General features: G+C 46.4%; 21 protein-coding genes and 1 pseudogene. 5 read left to right on the top strand and 17 right to left on the bottom strand.

Annotated features, from left to right (window positions below; all coding sequences use genetic code 11):
• Positions 1 to 4: 4 nt before the first annotated feature.
• The 4 genes from VP504_RS22525 to VP504_RS22510 all read right to left on the bottom strand — a co-directional run bounded on the left by VP504_RS22525 (position 5) and on the right by VP504_RS22510 (position 4,165).
• Positions 5 to 1,111, bottom strand: a complete 1,107-nt coding sequence (locus VP504_RS22525; protein ID WP_325894292.1) for a class II histone deacetylase — start codon at positions 1,109 to 1,111, stop codon at positions 5 to 7.
• A gap of 135 nt (positions 1,112 to 1,246) precedes the next feature.
• Entirely contained in the window at positions 1,247 to 2,266 is a 1,020-nt protein-coding gene (locus VP504_RS22520) for a response regulator transcription factor (RefSeq protein WP_325894291.1), read from the bottom strand.
• A gap of 475 nt (positions 2,267 to 2,741) precedes the next feature.
• Positions 2,742 to 3,200 (bottom strand): MarR family winged helix-turn-helix transcriptional regulator, encoded by a 459-nt coding sequence (locus tag VP504_RS22515; protein ID WP_325894290.1) that lies wholly within the window; start codon positions 3,198 to 3,200, stop codon positions 2,742 to 2,744.
• Positions 3,201 to 3,202: 2 nt separating this feature from the next.
• Positions 3,203 to 4,165, bottom strand: a complete 963-nt coding sequence (locus VP504_RS22510) for an MBL fold metallo-hydrolase (protein ID WP_325894289.1) — start codon at positions 4,163 to 4,165, stop codon at positions 3,203 to 3,205.
• Positions 4,166 to 4,462: 297 nt separating this feature from the next.
• On the opposite strand from VP504_RS22510, the gene VP504_RS22505 reads away from it, so the two are divergent.
• Together VP504_RS22505 and VP504_RS22500 are read left to right on the top strand one after the other, a co-directional pair.
• Positions 4,463 to 6,133, top strand: a complete 1,671-nt coding sequence (locus VP504_RS22505; protein WP_325894288.1) for an FAD-dependent oxidoreductase — start codon at positions 4,463 to 4,465, stop codon at positions 6,131 to 6,133.
• Positions 6,130 to 6,315, top strand: coding sequence for a DUF2783 domain-containing protein (locus VP504_RS22500; protein WP_002538760.1), 186 nt, complete (start codon positions 6,130 to 6,132; stop codon positions 6,313 to 6,315). The genes VP504_RS22505 and VP504_RS22500 overlap by 4 nt, the downstream gene beginning before the upstream one ends.
• A gap of 86 nt (positions 6,316 to 6,401) precedes the next feature.
• On the opposite strand, the gene VP504_RS22495 is transcribed toward VP504_RS22500, so the two are convergent.
• Genes VP504_RS22495 through VP504_RS22480 form a run of 4 tightly spaced genes read right to left on the bottom strand, consistent with a single transcriptional unit; the run spans position 6,402 to position 10,070 of the window.
• Positions 6,402 to 7,190 (bottom strand): helix-turn-helix transcriptional regulator, encoded by a 789-nt coding sequence (locus tag VP504_RS22495; protein ID WP_325894287.1) that lies wholly within the window; start codon positions 7,188 to 7,190, stop codon positions 6,402 to 6,404.
• Between the two features lie 22 nt (positions 7,191 to 7,212).
• Entirely contained in the window at positions 7,213 to 8,514 is a 1,302-nt protein-coding gene (locus VP504_RS22490) for a TRAP transporter large permease (protein WP_325894286.1), read from the bottom strand.
• Positions 8,507 to 9,061, bottom strand: a complete 555-nt coding sequence (locus tag VP504_RS22485; RefSeq protein WP_325894285.1) for a TRAP transporter small permease — start codon at positions 9,059 to 9,061, stop codon at positions 8,507 to 8,509. The genes VP504_RS22490 and VP504_RS22485 overlap by 8 nt, the downstream gene beginning before the upstream one ends.
• A complete protein-coding gene (locus tag VP504_RS22480) occupies positions 9,051 to 10,070 on the bottom strand; it encodes a TRAP transporter substrate-binding protein (protein ID WP_325894284.1) in 1,020 nt (339 codons plus the stop codon). Before VP504_RS22480 ends, VP504_RS22485 begins: the two co-directional genes overlap by 11 nt.
• A 378-nt stretch (positions 10,071 to 10,448) precedes the next feature.
• Here VP504_RS22480 and VP504_RS22475 point away from each other — a divergent pair, with 378 nt between their 5' ends.
• From VP504_RS22475 to VP504_RS22465, 3 genes are all read left to right on the top strand, one after another.
• Entirely contained in the window at positions 10,449 to 11,402 is a 954-nt protein-coding gene (locus VP504_RS22475) for a helix-turn-helix domain-containing protein (RefSeq protein ID WP_325894283.1), read from the top strand.
• 87 nt (positions 11,403 to 11,489) lie between these two features.
• Positions 11,490 to 12,923: an aldehyde dehydrogenase family protein gene (locus VP504_RS22470; protein ID WP_325894282.1), complete on the top strand. Its 1,434-nt coding sequence runs from the start codon at positions 11,490 to 11,492 to the stop codon at positions 12,921 to 12,923.
• 10 nt (positions 12,924 to 12,933) lie between these two features.
• The gene (locus VP504_RS22465) at positions 12,934 to 13,356 is read left to right on the top strand and encodes a hypothetical protein (RefSeq protein ID WP_325894281.1); all 423 of its coding nucleotides are present in this window, start codon (positions 12,934 to 12,936) and stop codon (positions 13,354 to 13,356) included.
• Positions 13,357 to 13,404: 48 nt separating this feature from the next.
• Here the strand turns inward: VP504_RS22465 and VP504_RS22460 are convergent, their stop codons facing one another.
• From VP504_RS22460 to paaK, 9 genes and pseudogenes are all read right to left on the bottom strand, one after another.
• On the bottom strand, positions 13,405 to 13,740 hold the full coding sequence (locus tag VP504_RS22460; protein ID WP_325894280.1) for a DUF3088 family protein: 336 nt from the start codon (positions 13,738 to 13,740) through the stop codon (positions 13,405 to 13,407).
• Positions 13,741 to 13,881: 141 nt separating this feature from the next.
• Positions 13,882 to 14,088, bottom strand: a pseudogene (locus tag VP504_RS22455) (glyoxalase/bleomycin resistance/dioxygenase family protein); the annotation flags it as partial.
• 40 nt (positions 14,089 to 14,128) lie between these two features.
• Positions 14,129 to 14,329, bottom strand: coding sequence for a YciI family protein (locus tag VP504_RS22450; RefSeq protein WP_325894279.1), 201 nt, complete (start codon positions 14,327 to 14,329; stop codon positions 14,129 to 14,131).
• Between the two features lie 162 nt (positions 14,330 to 14,491).
• The gene (locus VP504_RS22445) at positions 14,492 to 17,044 is read right to left on the bottom strand and encodes a phospholipase (RefSeq protein ID WP_325894278.1); all 2,553 of its coding nucleotides are present in this window, start codon (positions 17,042 to 17,044) and stop codon (positions 14,492 to 14,494) included.
• Between the two features lie 76 nt (positions 17,045 to 17,120).
• Positions 17,121 to 18,494 carry a Tat pathway signal protein gene (locus VP504_RS22440; protein WP_325894277.1) on the bottom strand — a complete coding sequence of 458 codons (1,374 nt, stop codon included), beginning with the start codon at positions 18,492 to 18,494 and terminating at the stop codon, positions 17,121 to 17,123.
• A 1,366-nt stretch (positions 18,495 to 19,860) separates the two neighbouring features.
• The gene (locus VP504_RS22435) at positions 19,861 to 20,487 is read right to left on the bottom strand and encodes a hypothetical protein (RefSeq protein WP_325894276.1); all 627 of its coding nucleotides are present in this window, start codon (positions 20,485 to 20,487) and stop codon (positions 19,861 to 19,863) included.
• A gap of 251 nt (positions 20,488 to 20,738) precedes the next feature.
• Positions 20,739 to 21,335: a phenylacetic acid degradation protein PaaY gene (locus tag VP504_RS22430; protein ID WP_325894275.1), complete on the bottom strand. Its 597-nt coding sequence runs from the start codon at positions 21,333 to 21,335 to the stop codon at positions 20,739 to 20,741.
• A gap of 24 nt (positions 21,336 to 21,359) precedes the next feature.
• A complete protein-coding gene (paaX, locus tag VP504_RS22425) occupies positions 21,360 to 22,289 on the bottom strand; it encodes a phenylacetic acid degradation operon negative regulatory protein PaaX (protein WP_325894274.1) in 930 nt (309 codons plus the stop codon).
• Positions 22,290 to 22,436: 147 nt separating this feature from the next.
• Positions 22,437 to 23,723: a phenylacetate--CoA ligase PaaK gene (gene paaK / locus VP504_RS22420; RefSeq protein WP_325894273.1), complete on the bottom strand. Its 1,287-nt coding sequence runs from the start codon at positions 23,721 to 23,723 to the stop codon at positions 22,437 to 22,439.
• Positions 23,724 to 23,804 lie beyond the last annotated feature (81 nt).

Genomic DNA, 23,804 nt, shown 5'->3' with positions numbered 1-23,804 from the left:
GAGGTTACTTTTTCAGTAGTGGAGCGGACTCGGCGACCAAAGCAATTAATGCTGCTTGATGGGGTTGGCATTCCTGACCACCCATTCCTCCAACAATCGGTAAGAAGGGATCTTCAAGCTCTGTTTTCAAGCCACTTAACGCCTCCATGACTGCCAGACCACAGTAAGGCACATAGGCTGTGGAGTAACCGCCTTCATGGATACATATCAAGTGACCGTGACAGAGTTTCTCCGCGGCATCCACCAAAGCTTCGGTCATGTATCGGTAGGTTTCGCTCGTCGCCATATTACGGCCAAGCGGATCAATCGCACTGCCATCAAAGCCTGATGACACGATAATCAGATCCGGTTTGTAAGCTTCCAGTGCAGGGAGTACAACATCTTCAAAAGCCTTGCGATAAGCCCCATCACCAGAGCCCGGAGGTAAAGGAACGTTGATGTTGTAGCCATTACCATCCCCCTCACCTCGTTCTTCCAATGCACCGGACATGGGTGGGTAAAAGTTATCCTGATGTATGGAGATCGTGAGTACACCAGAGTTTTGATAGAAAGCACCTTGCTGGCTATTTCCATGGTGAACATCCCAGTCAACGATTGCTATACGCTCCATACCATGGACATTCAGGGCGTAATTCGCCGTGATAACGCCATTGCCAAAAATACAAAACCCGCGCCCCATTTCAGATTCAGCATGATGACCGGGCGGACGCACTAAGCAATACGCATTGTCGACGTGACCTTCCATCATCCTGTCCACCGCCTCTAAACAACCTCCCAAGCTCATCAGGGCTATTTCATAACTACCTGGACCAAAGGGGGTAAGCTCACCAGCATCACCGCCGTTGGCATCACTCATTTCACGAATACTGTCGATGTAGGCTTGTGTATGGAAGCTGAGTAAGTCGCTATTATCAGCTAGTCGCGGTGGGATAGTCGTTAGAGAATCAGCAAGGCCCGCCACACTTAGAAGATTAAGCAAGCGTCGTTTCGTTTCCGCATTTTCCGCATGCTTATCGGGTTGAATAGTGAGTCCAGGTGGCAGAAAAGCAGCGGCTTCTCCGGTGTTATGCCAGAAGTAGAGTTCGTGTGTCACCAATCCAGTCTTTCTCATCTTGCTCCTCCTTGGATAACCTGATCAGTCATTTGAATCAGGTGATTAACCAACAAGCTAGGAGCTAGAAGCAGAACCTTGAATGATGCAAATGCATTGTTTTACACTTTTTCAGAGGATTTCCCATATAGTGTATCAAATAAGGGAACGGTATTTTTCCACCAACTCGACTTTGTTTCTGATGCCAAGTTTCAGGTAGATCGACTGTAGGTGATTGCGTACCGTCGTTGGTGCACGATTAATCTCCTGAGCAATTTCCATGTAGGTTTTCCCTTTTGCAAACAACTCGGCAACCTGCGCTTCCCTGTCAGTCAATTCGGATAGCAAAGAGGAAGGGTATGCCCTTATAAACCAGTAGCTGTCTATAAACTCAAATGTCAGGGTAAAATGCCTTCCTTTCCATGACAATATGCTCCCAAGTACATTTTCTTGAATCTCATCGGGTAGTACGCATCCATCCCAGTCGGGATAGTCTCGCTTGAGCAGTTCAACAAAGCCAATTGACGGTGTATTCAACATAAACCCGCTGTCAAACATTGCGGCTTCAAACACACTGTTTGATTGCGCACTTTGGTTGGTTAACACCGAAAATTCAAGACAGTGATTGAGGCTAAGTACGATGTGGGGCATCACAAGGCGAAGGCAATTTCCATCTTCTGCCTCAAACGCTACACCCTCCCTATTTCGGTACAGCGAGAGAAAATCCACCAGCAAACTCTCCCCCATGTTCCCTTTCGCATCCAGCAAGAGTTCAGGATCGACTTTCATAAACGAGAGCACTTGGTAAACGTCATGCCGCCAAAGAAAATCGCACAATGCCCCACTCATTGTTTCTAGCTGAACCTCTGACATAAAAGGCTTAGTGGAATTTTTGTAGAGACTTTCGGCAATGGTGTCGCAGTCAGCAATTTTTTGCCATTGCTCGAAGTAGTCTTCAGGTAATTGAAACAGTGAATTGCCATGTACTTCGGGAGTATCAGATAGCTCTGGAAAAAGAGCACGTCCCCACCATGCGCTGTCAAAATGAATAAGCTGACGAAGCTGGGTAATGGTCCATTGCTTGAAATCACCAGGCTGCATGTGGCTGGATGCCTGATAAAGCAATGAGACAAACTGCAATATGTCTTCGGTCGTTGAAACGCTTTTACCCTTCATCAGCCGCTACTCCATGGCCATTCAGTTCGCTATAAAAGCTTATATCCAAATCAACAAATTATGTAGGGGTTACACCCAAACAACCCGAAGATGCCTGATTAAGCGAATTTGACTGGCGTTATGATCGCAGCGAACATCGTAGCTCGTTTGTATATATCAAGAGATGGATAATGAACAAGATTGGAAAAGCGGTGTTAGGCTAGGGGCTGTTGACCTTTGGTGATGATTTTTGCAGTAGTTTGTGGGGATTTTATACAAGGCAGAGGCTTCGATGTGTAGCTAGCCTACATGAGAAGCCGATAACGCAGCAGAAATTCCCCACAAACGCTGCCCGAAGGGTTCTGCTCTAAGCGTTTTATGCTTTGTTGAGGTGTATTTGCTTAGAATAACTAGGCGGCACACACCTCGCCACACCTAAAACGCTTATAGCCAGAACAAAATTTAACCACCAAAGGTCAACAGACCCTAATAGACCCTATTCTTTCATTTTCTCCAGGCGGGCGTCCAACTTTTCCAATACGCGAAGGAAATCGCGATATTCCACGGTATCAAGTACATCAATGAGTTCAGCCTCCCAATCCAGTGCTTTGGGGGCGATTTTCGCATAGAGATCTCGGCCCGATTCACTGAGCGAAAGAAATGACGCGCGGTTGTCAGTGTTGTCTTTCACCTTCAGCAAAAGACCTTTGTCTTCAAGCAATTTGACTGCGCGGGAGACCCTGGATTTATCCATAAAAGTAATATCACCGATGTCTTTGGCGTTGAGTTTTTCGTGCTCAGCTAACCGCGCAAGAATACGCCATTCGGGAATAGAAACATCAAACTCTTCCCGATAAATTTTCGAGCAGGCGTTACTGATACCATCAGCCAAATTTACCATCCGATAAGGAAGGAACTGGTTGAGCATTAATGTACGATGTTTTTTCTGTGTCATTCCTAGTCCTGTAAGGCGTCCCAGACTTCCCTATCTTTCTCTGCAGTCCAGATCTCGGGCCAGTCTTTACCTTCAAATTCGTCCCATAATCGTTTTACATCAAACGGTAAGCAATGCTCAAATATCGGCCATGCGCCAAACTTAGGAGCGAGCAATGTGTGAGTTTCCTCGAATGCTTCTTTCAATGTTCCACCGCGCTTATACACTGCTCCGACGGTGTCCAACATGCCCGTTAAGAAGCCGCGGGTTTGCTCAATCGCAGCATTGACTGCATCGTTATCCCGCGCCACCGCGCCACGCCCTCCGACTAATATATCAGCTTGATATGATTTCACTTTATCCAGAGTTTGAGATGACCAGTCAAAGTGGAAGGCATCCCCAGTATAAAGTGCTGCCTGAGCCTCAACCAAGTCCCCTGCAAACAGTATTTTATGCTTAGGTAACCAAGCAACAATGTCTCCTGCAGTATGCCCTCGTCCACAATGTTCAAGTACCAAGCTTCCGCGATCACCTCCAAGTGGGATTTCAATGCGACTGTCAAATACGACATCTGGATGTGTTAGACCTGGAATGCCCTCAGGCTCTCTGAACAAGCGAGGCATACGCCCGAATTCACTTTCCCAATCCTGCCGGCCACGTTCTTCAATGAGCATTTTCGTGCTCTCATGCGCAATGATGGTTTCCGCGTCAAAAGCAGATGCACCTAATACCCTCACCGCATGGTAATGAGACAAGACCAAGTATTTCACGGGCTTGTCCGTATGCTCTCTCAGCATAGTCAACCAGTCCTGAGCAGCTTTGGGTGTGGCTCTTGCTTCAAAGGCGATAATGAAGTCTTCTGCTTCTATTGCGCCTACATTGGGATCACCCTCTGCCGTTAACGCGTAAACGCCTTCGGCTAATACCTCAAGTGTTTCATGTTTTTCACCTAAATCGGCGGATGATGCGAATGGTTTCGTTGCCATGTTGGTTCCTTTAACGTGATTGACTTCCTAAAACCAAGATAGCAAATACTCTCATGTGAGATTTATAAATATCCATCATCATATCAAATATAAGACATTAAAATTCTCGCATCTCAATGTGAGAGATAAAAACATAATATTTAATCCATAATTTACAATAATTTAATAGTTTAAGACAAAGAAGATTTATTAATAAAGAGCTGGATCCTCCCAAAATTGAAACAACATTTTCTTGATTCCGTCGTTTAATTATCTCTAAATTTACTCTTACATGAGAGCAGTTTTAGATGGATTTTTATGTTATCAACTTACACCAATCCGGTTTATTCCTATTCGAGGAGTAAAGACCAGCAATCAGACACAGTGACTCATCACAAGGTCGTGATTATCGGTGGTGGGCCAGCGGGCTTATCCATGGCTATTGATCTTGCAAAGCAAGGCGTCGAGTCCGTCGTACTTGATGACAACAACACCGTCAGCGTAGGGTCGCGGGCCATTTGCTTCGCCAAACGAACACTCGAAATCATGAATCGGTATGGTTGCGCCGAGCGGATGGTTTCAAAAGGCATCACATGGAGACGAGGCAAGGTTTTTTTTGGTGACGAAAAGGTCTATGAGTTCGACCTACTGCCTGAAAAACACCATAAGCTCCCAGCCTTTATCAACCTTCAACAATATTACTTTGAGGAATATCTGGTCGATGTGATTGAGACGCTATCGGAGGTCGATCTTCGCTGGAAAAATAACGTTCAGGTTGTTGATGCGCAAACAGACATCAACCTTCTAACCGTCGACACACCCGATGGCACTTATCAGATTTCCTGTGATTATCTTATTGTGGCGGACGGCGCAAACAGCCCTATTCGCACCAAGCTGGGTTTGGAAAGTAAAGGACAGGTTTTTCAGGACAGATTCCTGATCGCTGATGTGGTCATGAAAGCCGATTTTCCTACTGAGCGCTGGTTTTGGTTTGAACCACCCTTCCACCCTGAGCAGTCCGCATTATTACATCGTCAGGCCGACAACGTTTGGCGCATCGACCTGCAGCTCGGGTGGGATGCAGACCCCGAATGGGAAAAAAGGGAAGAGAACATTCGTCCCCGTATCGAAGCCATGTTGGGGCCAGACAAACACTTCGACCTAGAGTGGGCAAGTGTGTATACCTTCCAGTGTCGGAAAATGGATGACTTCATCCATAAACGGGTGATTTTTGTCGGTGATGCAGCACATCAAGTCAGCCCTTTTGGTGCACGTGGCGCAAACGGTGCAGTCCAATCTGTTGAAAATTTAGCTTGGAAGCTATGCCGGGTACTGAACCAAACGGCCTCTCCCTTGTTGCTTCGTACCTATAATGATGAGCGACAATTCGCGGCAGAAGAAAACATCCTGAATTCGACTCGTGCGACCGACTTCATCACCCCCAAAAGTACCATGAGCAAGGTGCTGAGGAATGCGACGCTAGAACTGGCAAAAAACTACCCTTTTGCGCGTCCACTGATTAACAGCGGCAGATTATCGACACCGTGCACATACCGCAATTCAACGTTAAATACGCCTGACAAGGATACGTTCAATAATGTGTTGATTCCGGGTAGTCCGATTCTAGATGCGCCTGTAAACAAACACGAAGTTGCTTCCTGGCTTCTCGATTGGGTGGGCAATCATTTCGTGCTTATGGTGGCGGAAGGTAGTATAGAACAGGATAAGCTTCTGGCTGAATTGGCAAAGATTACCGATTTAGAGGTACTACTCATCAGCCACAATCAGCCATCTGCAAACCTCCGAGGAATCACTCAACTGACAGACACACAGGGATTGCTCCACCAGAGATATGACTTATCTGAAGGCACGGCTTATCTCTTTCGCCCTGATCAGGTGATCACCGCACGCTGGCGACAACCGGCAATTAACGACATAACAGAAGCCATGCAGCGCGCACTTGGTCACCAACTGGAGGAAGCACAATGAAATTGAATATCGAACCGAATTTCACCGATGGAGATGCATTCTATGCAGCACTCGCCAACATTTATAACTCTCTTCCTCCGGAAGAGGTCATGACGGTAAACGCCAAGTTGGTGTTGCTTCTCGCCAACCATATCGGCGAACAAGAAATTCTGGAACAAGCCATAGTCGCTGCAACCCAATAATTGCCCGTGCCGCCTCTTTAAGATGCACCGTATACCCAAACAATCTGAGGAAAAAGGTCAGGTTGTTTGGGTATATCCCTCTCTCATCAGTGGGTCAGAACTTTATGAATCAGCTGCGTTCTCCCCCTCACATTGAGCTTTTCAAAAAGATGCTTCATGTGAGTCCTTACCGTCGTGAATGAGACATTATATCGTCTGGCTATTTCCTTATCAGACAGCCCTTGTATCACCGCCAAACACACGTCCACTTCGCGCGCAGTCAGGTGATACTCTTCCACCAGAAAATCTTCGTCCATCCCCGAGGAAGCATTAATATCCGGGATAACCTCGGGTCTGACATCTTCTTTCGAAAATGCATTAGGTCTTGCGTGCTTCATGGCATTGGTGAAAGCTGCGCCCATTGCGTTGACAATTTCCACATCTCTTTTGGTGAAGTCGTTACGTCTGTGACTTCTCCAGATCCTGATGTCGCCGATGTTTTGGCGACCATCATGGGCATGGAAGTTTAGACCATACGTCAGCCCATCAATAGACAGGAAGTCGTTGAAGAACTCCGTCTGCTTCAGCGCACTGTGCGGCATGATTTGACTCACTGCCGTCGCCTGTTTACGTTGCTGCAGCTTGGGCGTAATAGGATCGTGATACTGAAAATAGCTTTCATAGTGAGAGAGATTGTCGTCAGACATATTTATCGCCACGCGATGGGAAAAGCCACATCGCGGCCCGTCCCATACATAGGAAGCAAAGTAATCAGCATCAAGAAGATCCAGCAAGCATTTACCCACTTGCTGGCGCATTTCCGAGCATTCCATGCCCGCATTCAAACACTCTGCAATCTGGAATACTGCATGAGTTTCTCGCATAGACAGGTTCACAACGTCCCCCTGTTACACAAATTTATCCATAGAGAAAGTTAGGTAACCCCAACGCCAAAGCGGGAATGAAGATAATGGCAAAAAGCCTCACCATATCTGCAACCCAAAATGGCATCACACCGCGAAATACTGTGCGATTATCAAGGTCCTTGAACATACCGCTCAGCACAAAAACGTTCATACCAACCGGCGGCGTAATTAAGCTGATTTCCGTGACCACCACGACCACAATGCCGAACCAAATCAGGTCAAAGCCCATACTTTGAACCACAGGGTAAAACACAGGAACGGTCAACAGCATCATCGACATACTTTCGAGCACAGTGCCAAGCATCAGGTAAATCACGATGATCATTAAAAACACTAGCATGGGCTGAAGATCCTGAGTGGTCAGGAAGTGCACCAATCCCTCAGGAAGACCCGCACGGTTGATAAAGTTGGAGAAAATCAACGCGCCCAGCACGACAAAGAATATCTTTGCGCTCATCACCGCCGTTTCAAAAAGGACTTCTTTCAGCAGCTTTCTAGTGAGCAGGTCACGCAGATAAACGATCACCAAGGCGCCAAAACTCCCGATACCTGCAGCTTCGGTGGGCGTGAAAATCCCCAGATATATTCCACCCATAATGATGGTGAACAAAGAAGCAATACCGGCAATACCTTTGTAGGCCTCCCGTTTCTGCAGAGACGTCATTTCGTGCCCACGGGGTCCTGCTTCTGGCGAGCGCCACACTACGTACTTCACCGCAGCCAAATACAATAGAATCCCCATCACCCCCGGCACAAAACCTGCCGCAAACAACTCACGGATACTTTGTTCTGTCAAAATACCGTAGATAATCAATGCTACGCTGGGAGGAATAAGGATGCCAAGCGTCCCCCCAGCGGCAATACAGGCTGACGCCAGACTGTCGGCATAACCGAACCGACGCATAGAAGGGATAGCGACCTGACCCATCGTTGCTGCCGTCGCCAGACTGGATCCACAAATAGCGGAAAAACCGCCGCACGCCGTGATGGTCGCCATGGCCATACCACCGCGGTGGTGTCCCACCAGCGCATTAGAAGCCCGAAACAATTCAACAGACATCCCTGATCGGCTGATTAAGTTACCCATCAAAATAAACAAGGGGATCACGCTCAATGCTGGGTCTTGTAAGGTATCGACAATTCGGCGGGCACTGATCGTCAAGGCAGCAGTGAAATTGAAATCTAGTAAAGAGGCATATCCTACGACGCCTACCAGTGTCATGGCGTAAGCCAAAGGCATTCGCAGGACACACAGCAGCAAAACAATCGTGAGTCCAATCAGGGCACTAATCATGACGCTCACCCTCCAAGGACTCAACATGGCTATCTAAGGTCGCCGTTGAGCAGATCCCTCTGAACAAAAAGGCAAAAGCACTCAGCAGCAAGCAGAAAGCAATCGCATACATCGCCCAAGAGGCCGGAATTTCTAGGTACTCTGTTACCAATTGCTTTCTGTCAGCACGTGCTGCCAATTTATGGACGCTCATCGCCAGATAGATGCAGCCAATACTGAGGCCAAGGGAGTAAACCCTCTCAACCCATTTGGCAAACGCCGGACTTATCGCATCCGTGAGTAAATCCACCCGGATTTGATCATCTTTAAAAACAAGTAATGGCAACATCAGCATGACCAATACCAACAGCATGAAACCGGTCAATTCGCTGCCACCCAAAATAGGAGTACCGAGAAGGTATCTGCCCAACACATCAAGGACGGTTAATAACATCATGACTATCAGTGCCACAGCACTTGTCCAACGCATCAAGGGAAACAGGTAGCAACATCCTTGTTGGAACAATGACCAGTAATGCTGGCCAATGCCTGTTTTATTACTGACCATTACCGACCCCATAGGCCTGAGCCTCTTCGCGGAATGCTTTCAAAGCGGCTTTGGAATCCACGTCACGATCTTTGACTGACTCAACCCAAGCCTGATCTAAGTCGCGGGTGACCGCAGCGAAATATGCCAAATCCTGGTCAGATGCATCAACAATCTGATTCCCTTTTTCGCGGGCGACACCTTCTGCGTAGTCGTCAGCATCAGCCCATGCTTTCGCCGCCATTGCGGATAGTTTCTCGCCAGATACCGCCATAATGGCGTCTCTGTCTTTTTCAGACAGCCCATCAAGCGTATCCTCGCTCAGAAAAATACCGAAACTGCCCAAATACATGCCATGAGGCAGCTTCAGTGTATAAGGTGCAACTTCATGGAGTTTCAGTGTCGTTTTAGTCGACATCGGGTTAAACACACCATCTACAACACCTTGCGTCAGCATTTCATAGATTTTGTTAGCAGGCGCTGCTACACCGGTAACACCAAGGCGCTCACCGATTGCAGACTGAATGCCGCCACCCACACGGATTTTTTTGCCTTTGATATCCTCAAGGCTCTCCAAAGGTTCACGCATATGGATCTGGCCTGGGCCATGAGTAAAAACGCCCACTAATTCAACGCCATCATGTTCCCCTGCCCCAGCAAGGTAATCCTCATGAATCCGCCAATGGGCGACAGATACCGCTTCTGAGCCGGCATTATGGTTAGGTAATTCCGCGAGGCTCGTCAGTTTAAACTGACCAGGGAAATAACCGTGATAAGTCCAGGCACCATCTACTGCACCATCTTCCACCAAGTCAATCAGACTGTTGGGACTTCCAAGGTCATAGACCAGAGCAATCTTAACGCGCCCTTCAGTCGCTTCTTCAATCCATTTCCCCCATGTTGGCAACACGGTTTTATTCATCGCTGCTGCCGGGGAAAGCCATGTGGCAACCTTAAGTTCAACCTCTGCCATCACACTCATAGGCAGGAAAAGCAAACCTACTGCTACTCGCCAAAACACTCGTTTCATTACAACCTCACAATCCGTTACGATACACATAATGACAATATTTAACATATAACGTAACATGTCATAACAACAAACTAACATTAAGATAAATGCGTTGATTCTCGCTCTTGAAACAGTCTCAAGTACAATGCATTTAAAAACATAAAGTTAGAGGAAAAAGATGTTAGTGGTAGACGAATAAAGGACAGAAGAGTGATTGAGAAGCACAGTACTGAAACAGCTAGACAGCCGACAGGATGTAAACTTTTTGTGATAAATAACGAAGGCAAATAGCATGAAGACTATTTGCAATTTAGCCTTGATGACTCGAATTTTTTCAATAGACCCAAATTTCGAACCAGAAAAATCTGAGTAACCGCGCAACCAAGGAGGGCTGTCGTGTTATCCCATCTTAGATTGAGCCAAACCAAGCCAAGTCTCGTGCACCTCGACGAGTTACAAACCATGATCACTGCATCATGCGGGAAGTACGCACTTGAGCCAAAACAAACCCACTCCCCCTCTCTCCAAGGCGCGCTCGAGCCCTTCATGCTGTCCCGCTACGAAGCCATTAGTGTTTGCATGAATGTGGGTCAAGTGACACGCTCAGAACGCATGATTAAACAAGATCCCGGTGATCATCTTTATATGCTGGTGCAGGATGAAGGGCGCTGCGTCGTCGAGCAAAATCACAAGCAACACACCTTGTTGCCCGGCAACATATATGTCGTCGATTCTACCCAACCAAGCCGCTTTATATTGAATGGTAATGCCTCCAGACAAATCTCTATTCACCTTCCACGGGAAGAGATGCTCCACCGATACGGGAAAGCCATTACTGGTGGCGTGATGGTGGAGCATGACGATCCATTACGGACCGCGCTTATTGCTGTGGTAGCAAAATCAATGGAGGAAGGAATGCCAGACTCCTGCGCCCGCTTGATGGATTCCACTTTTGACCTTTTAGGAATTTACATCGACGGGAAGGAAAAACAGAAAAGCCAAAGCGAGCGTGAAAAGCAGGGAGTGCTTGGACGCGCGCTCTCTCTGATCGACCGAAACTTTAACGACCCAGCATTCGACGCCTGCCAACTTGCCGATAAGCTTGGGGTATCCAGTCGGACTCTTCAACGCCAATTTCAATCCCTTGGGGAGTCCCCTACCCGAAAACTCATCAATACCCGACTTGATAACGCGAAAGCGTTGTTAATAGGAATGTCTCAAAAAGACGATCACTGCTCAGTGACCAATGTGGCCTACCACTGTGGTTTCAGCGATCTCTCATACTTCTATAAGGAGTTCCACAAGCGTTTTGATATGGCACCAGGTACGATGCTGAACTGTCGCCAATAGCCAATGAGTTTGGCGGTTTGTTCCAAGTCACCCGCGTAAACTCATCCTAAGGTGGGGTAAGCATACTCATCAACGAGGATTGGAAACATGAGTACGGAAACACAGAACTCTACAAAGCCATATTTAATGACAGTGAATGGGCAAGGCAGAAGTGCTGATACCTACTTTGAGGTGTTAAACCCTTCCACGCAGGACATCGTTGGACTGGCACCACAATCAAATCAACAAGATGTAGACGCTGCAGTCGCCGCCGCAAAAAACACCTTCCCAACGTGGTCATCAACTCCACATGAAGAGCGAGTCGCACTTTGCCAGCAAATCGTCACCCTAATCAAAAACAACAGTGAGGCCTTGGCCACACTGATCACCCAAGAACAAGGCAAGCCATTGAATGGTCTGGGCTCCCGTTGGGAAATCGGTGGCGCTTGCGCATGGGCCGAATACACCACCAGCCTGAATCTGGGCGTGAAAGTCCTTCAAGATAACGAAGAAGGCCGGCTTGAGTTGCACCGTAAGCCCTTAGGTGTCGTCGCCTCCATCACACCTTGGAATTTCCCGGTACTCATCGCTATTTGGCACATCATGCCAGCGCTTGTGACGGGTAATACCGTGGTCATCAAACCTTCCCCCTACACCCCACTTTCCACTTTAAAGCTCGTTGAGTTGATGAATCAGGTATTGCCACCCGGCGTCGTGAATGCCGTTGCGGGTGAAGACACTAAAGAAAACAGCGTTGGACAATTGCTATCATCACACCCTGATGTCCGTAAGGTGGTGTTCACCGGTTCGACAGCAACAGGCAAGTCCATCATGCGCAGTGCCGCGGATTCCATGAAAAGGCTCACCCTCGAACTGGGTGGAAACGACGCGGGTATCGTTCTCCCTGATGCCGATCCAAAAGCCATCGCTGAAGGGCTTTTCTGGGGAGCCTTCATCAACAATGGGCAAACCTGCGCCGCACTTAAACGCCTTTACGTGCATGAGAGCATCCATGATGACGTATGCGAAGCATTGGTGGAATTCGCTAAACAGGTCCCCTATGGCGATGGAATGGATGAAAACTCGATTCTTGGCCCGCTATGTACTCCCTTCCAATTTGAAAAAGTCAGACGCCTTGTCTCAGAAGCAGTGGCGAAAGGCAAAGTGCACCTCGGTGGTACAGCCGCAAATGGTCAGTTTTTCCCACCCACCATTATCTCTGGACTGGAAAATGGCGATTCGCTGGTCGATGAAGAGCAGTTTGGTCCCGTCCTTCCCATCATCCGTTTCACCGATATTGAAGATGCGATTCAAGCCGCGAATGACAGCAGTTCAGGCTTAGGCGGCTCCGTATGGTCTTCAGACACGCAAGCAGCAGCAAGTGTGGCTAAGCGCCTCGAATGTGGCTCAGTCTGGATAAACCGACACGGTATGATCCAGCCCAACGCACCTTTTGGCGGAGTCAAAAGCTCAGGTCTGGGTGTCGAATTTGGAGAAGAAGGATTAGCGGAATACACCGATATTCAGGTGGTATTTAACTGAAGGAGAAATCATGTCTGCTTTTAAAAGCGCAACCGAGTTCTTTCATGCTTGTGAATCAGGCAAAGGTTGGGAGGCCTGCAAAGGCTTCGCTGAACCCAACGCCGGGTTTGATTCTCAAGCTTTCGCGCTCACTGACATTGACACGCTGGAAGCCTATACCAACTGGATGCGCGGCACCACCAATGGCCCCATGGTAGGCAGCCATTATGAACTCACCACCTCTGCATTTGACGATGACAAAAACACCGCGATTTTCTTTGGTACCTTTTTCGGTATCCACAGCGGGGAAGGTGGGCCAGTGCCGGCCACTGGAAAAAAGTGCGCAAGCCACTATGTGTATGTGATGCAATTATCGGGAGAAGGCAAAGTCACACATATGACCAAGGTATGGAACGATGGATGGGCGCTGAAAGAGCTTGGTTGGACGCAGTAGGAAACCGAAGAGCCGCCGGATAATAAGGCGGCTCTTGTTGTTGAACCATTAGTGCTTTTCAGGCAGGTCAAAACGTTCGATAAAGTACTGGATGATGTCATCGGTCTTATCAATATGACGCATACCAGTTGAAGCTGACACAGAGAACTTTTCCGAGCCAAACTGATCGCCTTCATTTAAAACCAAATTTGGGCACACTTGATTAGCCTCTCCCAGATGCTCGGGAAGATCACCGCGTGGTTTCTGAAAATCGACATACCTGACTTCTACGTTATGTCGAATCTCTGGAAACATGGCCATCAGCCCTTCAACCTTCATGCAGTAGGGGCAAAAGTACTTCTTACCACCGTCGTTAAAATCGCGCTTAAGTAAGTACAAAATCATGATTGTCGTCCTTGATAGTTGTGGATAAGTACAAATGATACATCTTTATGGCGCTTTGTTTCGAATCAAAACTGATAATTACAATAGTAGACTACACAATGAGTGGCGTGTGTAGGGATGTAAAACAAATACTCAGCTAACTACATTACAATAAACCACAGTCCCTCTTTTACCAGTGGGTACTTTTTCATCCGCTTGTACAATCTCCAAAGAGAAGCCGTTTAACTCAAGTACCGTAGAGTCTGACTCTGGATAGTAAACAGGCACAGATTCAGGAAATGCTTTTTGGTACCACTTTAGCCCCTCATTAACATCGGGAACATGGATAAGGACCGCTACTGGAATCATTTACCTTTACCTAAATTAAGCACTCTGTTTGATGGTCTTCTTATGTGCAGTTCTTCAACCCACTGAATTTTGTTGCAGCCATTGTGGTAACGAACTCAGTGACATCGTAATCAGCCACACCAGCCACATGGAACGGGTCTTCTCTGATAATAGCGTCCACCTCATCCGTGTTGGCTGCGTTAACCAAAATGACACCGCCGGTGCGGGGGACCTTACGACCGGAAATGATGAACTTTCCCAACGCATATACCCAAATAACCTGAAGATGCAGGATTCAGGTTGTTTGGGTATATGACTTCATAAATAACATTATTGTTACCAGTTGTTTGAGGCACATTATTGGATGATTAAGGGGCAAAATAAAGTGGGTCAAGAGGCAGCCCTCTTGACCCAGCAACATTTGTTACAGTTTTTGATGGTAAAAGTAATAACTTTCCTCGTCATGAAGTATGTCAAACGAAGTACTGTTTGAATTACTCGGCATACCCTTCAAAGTGAATACTTTTGTAGAATCAGGGAAGTTATATTCATAGCGACCACTGCTTAAATCGAAAAAGAACTGATAAAATTCTCGATTAGAGCCCGATTTAAACGCATAGAAATAAAATTGGCTACCACTTTGCGTCACGCCCCAGCGACTCCAGTCCGTATCGGCAGGAGCTTTACCGATCTGGATTTTAGTATTCGACTTATGCCTATATTCGTACTGATATGTAGCGTAGTTATAGCCCGCTTCATACAGTTTAGCTGGGTTTGAAGCACTCTTCATATAGAAGCGATACACACTGCCATCATGTGTCATACTAAAATTGCTCGTATCTGCATCATCCGGCATGCCGTCAATTGTCAGTACGGAAGCCGATCTAAATCCATACTCATACTTGCCTGATTGGCTGTTGTAGGCAAATGGATAGAGCTGGTTGTTTCTTCCCGTACGCATGAAAAACAGTCGATAATCACGGCCATCATATAGTATCGCCCATCGAGTCCAGTCGGTATCTTTTGGCGCACCAGTAATTGCCAAGTTAGGTGTCGACTTATAGCCGTATTGATAACTTTTGGTATCTGGAACGTATGCTGCCTGATTCAAGCTGAAGCTCGATGCTTTTGAGACCATACCGTGTGGAGCAGAGTAGGTCCAAAGCGGACGCCAATAACTCGACAATAGCTGATCAACAGCTTCTTTACCTTCAACCAAGTAGTTAAACTCTGAAAGGTTACCCGGGTAAAGGTTATCTGAACCAATCACATATAACTCTTCATCAATGATCATGATCTTGGCGTGATTACCCGGCGCTGAGTCTACCGCAGGATGTCCAAAGCCACCTGCCTCTCGTACTGATTTTGCTGGGTGTCCGATGATGCCATTGTGGGGCGGATCTTCAGATAGAGGCTTAGCTTTTAGTGAATATGTGCGACCGGCTTTAGATAAGTTTGGCCACTTGTATGTTTTACCCTCTTCTTGTCTATCACTAGGAACTTTATCTGTGTAGTACAGAGGAGCTACTGAGATACGCTTTAAAGCGTGCTGACGCTCACCTGTTGGATCCGGAATGGGGCGATCATTGATTTCATGCTTTACATAGTACTCAATTAAATCGAAAGTACGACTTGCTCCCGAGCCAAATGAATACTGATCACCCTCGGCGCCAGCACCAGCGTCTAATGGCGACACAACCACTTGAACGGTTAACCTCTTGTTTTTCAAGAGCGCGTCTATCAACCAATGACACACAACGTGATCAGACCAATTCTTTTTCCACGCACTGATCAAGTCCATTTGGGACATGTGAATGGATTTCTTAGCACTCATGATCAGTGTCTTTTTCATTAACCCCGAGCCATCTCGGAAATCGTTGTCGTAATCAAGGCCAGTCCAGTACTTACCAACACATAAAATACGCGATGCTTTTTTGTATTCGCTGAGTTTTTCATAGGAGTTATAGACCGGTCGCTCTTCAATGACTTCATACTCGAGGTCGTCTAGAGTTCTAAGATCATAAGCCTCAATGTCGTGGGGCGATGGCAAAGGAGGAATGTATGGTGGCTCAGGGTCAGGTCCAGGCTGAATACCCGTCTCATGCATGTAAAATAAGTCGTTTCTTCTGTTTTCCATGTATGACTGCACATCTGGTTGTGACAGAGGGTCCAACGGTAGCTTCGGATACGAGTCTTTTTCCTTCCACTCCAAAGAAGAGGTATTTAATGACTGCTTGTACAACAGGCCTTTACCTGAGGTCCACATTTCATTTAAATACAGCTGAGAGCCATAGCTCGCCGCACCATGCACAACAACAGAGGCATCGTGTACTGGCGGATAGCTGCGGAATAGATCCATATTTAAATTATGACCACCAACCAGAGACTCAGAACCGTCCACTGCAATAATTTTAGAGTGGTTCCAAGTCATTTTAGTGTTGTCGTCTGAAATTATACTATCTGGGATAAGCTTGTGTAACAAGGAGTCAAACAAACCAGCACTTATCTCGTAAAACCTTCCGATCCAAATCTCTGGCATCATTTCCCAATGGGAAGAGCGCTCTCGAATCAAGCGAACTAAAGCCGCTTTGAAATCAATTAAATTATCTGGCTCCCCAACTGGTTTCAATGGTGTTTGGCCAAATAAAAATCTAAATTGTGTTTTTTGTGTTCGCTTCATCTCAGTTGAAAGTGCTAAGTCCATAGCACCTAAAATTGCTTTGCCCCAGTCTGGGTCAGGGCAGTTTAGCGATGCCACATCACAGCGGTAGCGGGATTTTTGCACCATTTCAACAATAGCTCGTTCAAACTCTTGCTGGCGCTGAACGGCTTGCGTCATGATACCTTTACCAAACTCCATACCCCATATATGGGGTGTATCTAATAACCTTAAATAATTGGTGCCACTATCATGAAAAAACTGCTTATGTTCATCATTGATTAATTCGCTTTTTACATCATCTATCAAAGTACTCATTTCTTACTCTCTTTACTTATTCTATTTAGGATAAAAATTTCTAATAAAGTAACTATTATTCAGGAGATGACTTTATTTAGAGGAATTTCCAATCTACCCAACCTTTATTTTTTCTATGTTTGGTGACAGGGAAAGCGAGTTTATAAGGAGGATCACCAACAACATCATCCATAAAGTAGGTATTTAAAGGGTTGATCCCGTAAATAGAAGATACTCGACGCACATAAGGACGATCACGAATCAGGCTATTGCGGGTTTGGCCACCGCCCATAGTGTCGAAGTCTTGATGATACATATGAATATTTTTGCGCAGTACCAACACGCTCTCGGTTACAGCACAAGGCTCAACAAAGGTTGTTCCCCACTTGGTGAGGTAACCACGCGCCATTTTGTAAATAAGGCCGGGTACTGGAGCCACAGATGAACTTAAATTGTTGTGATCATATTGCCCATCAGCCGTAGAGTTGCCGGATACCGTACTGTGTCTTCCGCGGCAAGAATAAAGTGAATAGCCAATAGGCTGTGCATGATTCGATGGGAGGAGAGGGTCGCGCTGTTGTGCTTCATTTGCCATCACTTTCCAGTCGTGATCACCTTTTACGAAATCCCACCAACTTGGCTGATGAATGGTAATATCATTACTTTCACCGCGCATTCTACCGTTGGGGCGAGGTACTAATGCCTGAAATGGGTGTCCACTATGGTCTACGCCATCTATGTGATCCCAAGCGTAAACACCAACATAATTTACGACGTTGGGTGGGAGTTGCGTCAGTATGCTGTACCACTCTCCAGTTCCGGGGACTGGGTCGATAGCGAAAATATTGACTGGTGTATTTCTGATGGCTTCACTGCCGTAGGCGAAGAGAAACCAAGCAGCCATAATACACTCTGCGGCACCGCGACTGTGACCAATTAAGTTGATTGTTCCAGCACCTGAATCTGCTGCTATATTTGCACCGTGTAACGCAAGTGCTGGCATTGAATACCCAGCGATTTGTTCAGCAGTGGACAGCTGGTTGCCACTGATGTAACGGCGTATATCTTTTAATAAACTGTCTGAAGCGTTCAAAGGGCCACTGACTTTTAGTGTTTCACTGTTGTTTCGAGGGGTTGCCCAGTCGTTTTCACCAACGCCTCGAACCGTTTGCCCAACGTCAGATGAGCCGGAAGGTTGCGTGTTACCACCGAGTTCCAGATTAATGCGAGCAGGAATGTAACCTGATTCAGGTAAGTAGATACGTTTGTCGCTTTCTGCGCGAGTCGCTTCACCCTCGTCCCTTGTACAAGCTGTACCCATAAACGATACAGTTATCACTCGAGATTTGGACGATGCATTGCTGTCTGAAGACATTGCATAGCTGGGTAAACCAGTAAAGGAAGAGCCAACCATCAATCCCAGAGCGCTTTTGACTCCCATAGTCACAAATTTTCTTCGGTTAATACTCATATTTAACTCCTAGATTTTGTTATTACTAAAACATCGAAAAAGTTGACAATTATTTTACTTTTTTGATGTCACTGAGCAGCCAGGGCATATTTCTAGAAAACGGTATTCACTGAGCAATGAAACGGGGGTAAGCCTTCTATTTCCCTCCGAAACAGAAAGATTTCTCCTTCTGTTATAGCTTTAAAACCCACAATCCTTCTAAGGAGGGTTGTTTTTCATCACCCAGAAGAGCTAGGAAAGGAAAACAACTCGTTGTCTTTAATTGACATTAATGTTTGTCTTAAAGCGGTAATATGACCATAGCGCTTGACTGCATTTTTATTTCTATCGCAATAAGTAGCGGGGCGGACAACGAGCACTAGTTGAACAAATCCCGGATAGAAAAATTATTAAATCTTTGCATACAATTATTTCCTCATCTGTGGCTTTGGTAATAGGTTTCTTTATTGATAAAAAACACACTAGCTAGAGAGGCCAAGATAAGTCAAATTTTAAACAGGAAAAAAGAAAAATATATAACTATCATAAATGGTTGAATTTAAGAGGAATTATAATATTTCAAGTATCATTTCAATTTTTTTCATTTAATTTCAATTTTCTTCATTACCTTTCAACGAAAACTCATATCCATATTTATCATAAAATAATAAAACCTTTACAGAAATCCCTTAAATTTGAGACTACTCAAGGTTGTACTTCTATATTATTCATTTTCGAATTTCAATAATTTTTCACAATTGTATGGGATTTTATATTCAATATAATTCTGGTTTTAATTTCTAATAACATAAGGAGTGTGACGGCAAAAATCCGTTATTATTAAAAAGAGAAAATATAGTTAATTTTATTTAAAATTTAATTATCTTATATTTATGGCCAGTAATGAGAAAAAATAGATCTAGGCCATAACCCATATCGCGTTGTTGGCAGAAACACTTATATGGATGAATAGCCTTGTTGCTACTCAACCTTAAGAAATTAGTGGCAGCAGACTACCAACTTTTCGATGCCTCAAGCCGGGGTGGTGCAAAAGTTAATCTGTAAAAACTCTTTAAATAGCTAGCGGCTCGGAATATCATTAACTAAATTTTCTGTCTTCTCGAAATTATTTCTAATTTAAATCCGTTATTCGGTTCCTCAATATCGTCAAATGAGCCTGAGAGACCTGTACTTACAATTTTAATACTGCCCTCCACCCTAGTTAAGGCGAACGCCTGCCTTAGAGCTGGTCATTTGGAACCACCAATGAAAGCTGGCTGGGGTGATAATATGGGCAATTACATCAGCGTCGATCTTTCCCTGTGGACAGTGACACGCTTCCGCGGCGACATCGTTTATTGCTTTGAATCTGGGAATTACTATGTCATCAGCGGCACTCTGAGCATGCCGTACCGGTACATTCCACAGTGCTATCAAAAGCCACCGTCTTTAGCGTGGTGTTCTGTGACAGGTCGATAGTGGCTAGCGGGTTTCTGAGTATAAACAGCTCTTTTAGCGCGGTGTTTTGTGATAAGTCGATAGTAGTTAGGTTGTTCTCATCTAGATCCAGCGACTCCAGCTCGGTGTTCTGTGATAAGTCGATAGTGGTTAGGTTGCTGTTCCATAACCATAACGTAGTCAGTGCAGTATTCTGTGACAAATCAATAGTGGTTAGCTGGTTTTCGCGCAGGTCCAACTCCACTAGCGCGGTGTTATGTGACAAGTCGATTTTGGTTAGCTGATTGCCACCTAGGTCTAGCTTTTTTAACGATGTAAATACTTCAATACCTTTGGCTGATGAGATATTCATATCTTCGCAATAAATTCTATCAACCTCATTCACTAAGATGTCACCCGATCTTTCTAGCACGCATATTTCCATAGCCTCATCTTCAAAGGTGACCTCAGATACTTTTATTTTTGAGGTTATGGGGTTTTCAGCCCCACTGGCACTGAAGGCAGATAGGGTAATTAGCAAGAACAAAACCAGTAAAGTTCGAGATGTGGCAGCCATTTTTAAATCCTTAAACAACTAGTTCAGCGACGCAATACCGAAGCCAATACATCTCACCTTAGTCACTAAACTTACTTGAAGTGAGTGTGCCAAGCGTCATGGATCAATCTTAAATTTCTTTAAATATACCCAAACGACCTGAATCCTGCATCTTCAGGTTATTTGGGTATATACATCTTTGACCAAAGGTCAATGTTGATAATTGAGAGCTGACAAAATATTGGAAACGATACGCTTGCAGTCATAGAAGTCTAATCCGCAAACTTCGGCTTGATGCTTTCATCAATCACCATACGTTTTCGGTCTGCTTCAACCGTTTTTAACGGCTCAACTTGCTGCATAGTCGCAAGGCAACGTTCGGTGAGTTCTATATAGCCATCAGTGCCTAGACTCTTCCAGGTCACTTCTTCTTCTCTCAGTTCACGAATGACTTTGGCAGGGCTGCCAAGGGCGAGCATTTTTGAGGGGATGTGTTGTTGAGAGGCCACAAGGGAATGGGCGGCGATGATGCTATGGGCACCAACCACCGCGCCGTCCATCACCACGGTATTCATGCCAATTAGTGCGCCTTCTTCAATAATACAGCCGTGTAATATGGCGCTGTGTCCAATATGACCGCGCTCATGTACCACGACATCGATACCGGGGAAGGCGTGAATCACGCAGTTATCCTGCACGTTGGCGTTGGCTTTGATGTGTATCCGGCCAAAATCGCCCCGCAAGCTGGCAAAAGGCGCAATATAACTACCCCGCTCTACAATGACATCACCGATTAACACCGCTTCCGGGTGAACATAAGCACCCTCTTCAACTACGGGCGAAATACCGTCCAATGCATAACAGGGCATGACTACTCCTTAGTCCGTTTAGTGTCAGTTCAATGTGATGCCTCCGAAGCGTTCACAGAACTGTTTATCGGCTTTTGGAAGAGGCCCATCCGCCGCGCGGGCAACAGCATCGACGTGTTGCTCGGCCGGATACGCCACCAGATTGTAGATATTGTGTGTCAGTGTCCTCGCCGCCTTACCTGGCCAGTTTCCCGGCAATAACTCTTCGGGTAATGGCGGGTATTTCAACAGCGCACGACGATAGATGTGGATCAGCAGTGTGCGCACCTGAAAGGCTTGTGCAGGCTCCAATTGGTCACCGTTTTCCAGTAACGACAGAACTGGCCTGAATTGGCTGAGTAGGGTATGAAACCTGTCTTCCACTTCTTCAAGTTGCCACAGCTTTGCCACCAGCGATTTCAAGTTGGCTTCTTTACCTTCCGAAAGGTCACAAGAGGAGGCTTCGAACACCAGGGCTTTATCGTTCAGCTCATGTTTGCTCAACAGCTGTCGTGTCGCATCTTTGTCTGCGCGCGGGTACAACATGACGGAGGTCGAAAGAATCGCGTAACCTGCTGACTCCAGTTGCTTTCTTGCCTCCATCAACTCACTGCCACTCAGTGAGGGCAACGCTATCATCTGCCATTGGCGGTTCCACTCAGCATCATGCGCGCTGTATATCCGCTCTTCCGCTGCCGTGAATCGGTCCATCGCTTCTTCCGTGACGTGATAGAAGCTGTAACGACCACTGCGTTCAGCCGTCAACCAGCCATCTTTGACCAAACGAAACACCGAAGTTCTGACAAATCGGTCAGAGACATTGAACACACTTAACAGCTCAATCAGGCTGGAAAGACTGATTGAGCCACCGCGACGGGCAAGGATGTCACCAAAGACCGTCATGATGAGCGAGGTGCCGCTGACCGAGTCAGCGGCGAGAATGTCAGAAAGCAGCTTCCCTAATTTTTGGTTCATACGTTTTTATCCATAAACATAGCGCTTTGTTATTTTGTACCTTCAGGGCACTTGGTCTCATGTTACACAATCACAACAAAACAGCAAAAATATGAATCTGTTAATTAGGGTCTGTCGCGTTCTTGCATCGATTCTCTGTTACCGCTTCTATCGCTTATCGATCACTCGCTTGGCTTTGCCCTCTGAACGCGGCAATACACCAGCCGGCACTACTTCCACTTTGGATGAAATGCCAATAAAGGTTTTCACTTTGCCTGCCAGCTCATTCGCCAAACCATTTAACTGAGAACCATGAACTTCAGGTTGCTGTTCCACCCTTATTGTCACACAGTCCATATTGCCCTGCTTAAACAACTCAATCAGGTAATGGGGTGCCAGGCCACGGGTATTACAAATTTGTTCTTCTATCTGGGTGGGGAAAACATTCACACCTCTAATAATCAGCATGTCATCACTGCGACCGGTGATTTTCCCCATTCGGCGCATGGTGCGCGATGTGCCGGGCAGAAGGCGGGTCAAATCGCGGGTACGATAGCGGATAATGGGCATCGCTTCTTTGGTGAGACTGGTAAATACCAACTCCCCTTCCTCGCCATCTGGCAATACTTCCCCGGTTAACGGGTCGATAATTTCCGGATAGAAATGGTCTTCCCATATGGTTGGGCCATCTTTGGATTCCACACATTCCTGCGCGACACCTGGGCCAATCACTTCAGATAAACCATAAATGTCTACCGCATCCATCGACAAGCGACGTTGCATCTCTTCACGCATGGCTTCTGTCCAGGGTTCTGCACCAAAAATACCTACCCGTAGGGCAAGTTTTTCTGGGTCCATACCCTGCCTCGCCATTTCATCAGCGATGTTAAGCATGTACGAAGGCGTCACCATGATGATATCTGGGTCAAAATCCCCAATCAGCTGAACTTGCTTCTGGGTCTGTCCGCCACTCATAGGAATTACAGTACAACCCAGCCGCTCCGCGCCATAGTGAGCACCGAGACCACCCGTGAAAAGTCCATAGCCGTAAGAAATATGCACTTTGTCTTTCGGCCTGCCACCCGCCGCGTAAATAGAACGGGCAACCACATCCGCCCACATATCTACATCGTTTTGTGTGTATCCCACCACCGTCGGTTTGCCAGTAGTACCACTCGAAGCGTGAACACGAACCACCTGCTCCATTGGCGTACAGAACATACCGAATGGGTAGTTATCGCGAAGGTCAGCTTTTGTGGTCATGGGGAACTTGCTGAGGTCAGACAGTGTTTTCAAATCGTCTGGGTGGATTCCATGGGCCTTGAATTTTTCGCGATAAACCGGCGAGTTTTCATAGACATGGCTCAACGTGTTCTTGAGACGTGATAGCTGAAGTCCGCGTAACTCATCAATGCTGGCATTTTCAATCGCGTGCATCCCTACCTTACTGCTCATCTTGCTCTCTCCTTTCAAGGCTTTACTTCCAGCTCCATCGCTTTTCAAGGTTCGCCTCTTAAAGCGTAGTCGCCAATTCGA

Origin of the sequence: Grimontia sp. NTOU-MAR1 (assembly GCF_035758505.1) — a bacterium.
GTDB classification, from domain to species: domain Bacteria; phylum Pseudomonadota; class Gammaproteobacteria; order Enterobacterales; family Vibrionaceae; genus Enterovibrio; species Enterovibrio marinus.
Note: the sequence above shows the minus strand (reverse complement) of the source record. Positions and strands in the feature narration are given on the sequence as shown.

What these genes read in the sequence shown, in the direction of transcription:
- VP504_RS22525 (WP_325894292.1), bottom strand. Translation starts at nt 1,111, where the DNA reads ATGAGAAAGACTGGATTGGTGACACACGAACTCTACTTCTGGCATAAC.
- VP504_RS22520 (WP_325894291.1), bottom strand. Translation starts at nt 2,266, where the DNA reads ATGAAGGGTAAAAGCGTTTCAACGACCGAAGACATATTGCAGTTTGTC.
- VP504_RS22515 (WP_325894290.1), bottom strand. Translation starts at nt 3,200, where the DNA reads ATGACACAGAAAAAACATCGTACATTAATGCTCAACCAGTTCCTTCCT.
- VP504_RS22510 (WP_325894289.1), bottom strand. Translation starts at nt 4,165, where the DNA reads ATGGCAACGAAACCATTCGCATCATCCGCCGATTTAGGTGAAAAACAT.
- VP504_RS22505 (WP_325894288.1), top strand. Translation starts at nt 4,463, where the DNA reads ATGTTATCAACTTACACCAATCCGGTTTATTCCTATTCGAGGAGTAAA.
- VP504_RS22500 (WP_002538760.1), top strand. Translation starts at nt 6,130, where the DNA reads ATGAAATTGAATATCGAACCGAATTTCACCGATGGAGATGCATTCTAT.
- VP504_RS22490 (WP_325894286.1), bottom strand. Translation starts at nt 8,514, where the DNA reads ATGATTAGTGCCCTGATTGGACTCACGATTGTTTTGCTGCTGTGTGTC.
- VP504_RS22485 (WP_325894285.1), bottom strand. Translation starts at nt 9,061, where the DNA reads ATGGTCAGTAATAAAACAGGCATTGGCCAGCATTACTGGTCATTGTTC.
- VP504_RS22480 (WP_325894284.1), bottom strand. Translation starts at nt 10,070, where the DNA reads ATGAAACGAGTGTTTTGGCGAGTAGCAGTAGGTTTGCTTTTCCTGCCT.
- VP504_RS22470 (WP_325894282.1), top strand. Translation starts at nt 11,490, where the DNA reads ATGAGTACGGAAACACAGAACTCTACAAAGCCATATTTAATGACAGTG.
- VP504_RS22465 (WP_325894281.1), top strand. Translation starts at nt 12,934, where the DNA reads ATGTCTGCTTTTAAAAGCGCAACCGAGTTCTTTCATGCTTGTGAATCA.
- VP504_RS22460 (WP_325894280.1), bottom strand. Translation starts at nt 13,740, where the DNA reads ATGATTTTGTACTTACTTAAGCGCGATTTTAACGACGGTGGTAAGAAG.
- VP504_RS22445 (WP_325894278.1), bottom strand. Translation starts at nt 17,044, where the DNA reads ATGAGTACTTTGATAGATGATGTAAAAAGCGAATTAATCAATGATGAA.
- VP504_RS22440 (WP_325894277.1), bottom strand. Translation starts at nt 18,494, where the DNA reads ATGAGTATTAACCGAAGAAAATTTGTGACTATGGGAGTCAAAAGCGCT.
- VP504_RS22435 (WP_325894276.1), bottom strand. Translation starts at nt 20,487, where the DNA reads ATGGCTGCCACATCTCGAACTTTACTGGTTTTGTTCTTGCTAATTACC.
- VP504_RS22430 (WP_325894275.1), bottom strand. Translation starts at nt 21,335, where the DNA reads ATGCCCTGTTATGCATTGGACGGTATTTCGCCCGTAGTTGAAGAGGGT.
- paaX (WP_325894274.1), bottom strand. Translation starts at nt 22,289, where the DNA reads ATGAACCAAAAATTAGGGAAGCTGCTTTCTGACATTCTCGCCGCTGAC.
- paaK (WP_325894273.1), bottom strand. Translation starts at nt 23,723, where the DNA reads ATGAGCAGTAAGGTAGGGATGCACGCGATTGAAAATGCCAGCATTGAT.